The organism is Paenibacillus koleovorans NBRC 103111 (genome assembly GCF_004000845.1).
GTDB lineage: Bacteria > Bacillota > Bacilli > Paenibacillales > NBRC-103111 > Paenibacillus_AA > Paenibacillus_AA koleovorans.
In genome coordinates this window covers 1-565 of sequence record NZ_BIMA01000274.1, presented here as the reverse complement: position 1 = coordinate 565, position 565 = coordinate 1, and the positions used below count along the sequence as shown (strand labels likewise).

Here is a 565-nt window from a genome sequence, read left to right as displayed (position 1 = left end):
ACTGCGGGCAACGGGCAGGCTGAAGTCAGCTTTACTGCGCCGTCCAACGATGGAGGCAGTACCATTACCAGCTATACGGTGACATCATCACCGGGCGGACTTACGGGAACAGGATCCGGCAGCCCGATCACCATCAGCGGACTAACCAACGGAACCGCCTATACCTTTACGGTGACCGCGACGAATGCGGCAGGGACTTCGACGGCTTCTTCCGCATCCAACAGTGTGACGCCGAAGGCGGTGCCGGGAGCGCCGACCGGAGTAAGCGCAGCTGCGGGCAACGGCCAGGCTGAAGTCAGCTTTACTGCGCCATCCAACGATGGAGGCAGCACCATTACCAGCTATACGGTGACCTCATCACCGGGCGGATTGACGGGAACGGGATCCGGCAGCCCGATCACCGTTAGCGGCTTAACCAACGGAACGGCCTACACCTTTACGGTGACCGCGACGAATGCAGAGGGCACTTCAATAGCTTCTTCTGCATCCAACGAAGTAACACCAAGAACAGTGCCAGATGCACCGACTGGAGTAACCGCAACCGCAGGAAACGGTCAGGCGGAGG

General features: G+C 59.6%; 1 protein-coding gene. It reads left to right on the top strand.

All coding sequences use genetic code 11. The features are described from left to right. On the top strand, nt 1–565 hold a 565-nt coding region (locus tag PKO02S_RS32140), incomplete at both ends, for a fibronectin type III domain-containing protein (protein ID WP_164821842.1).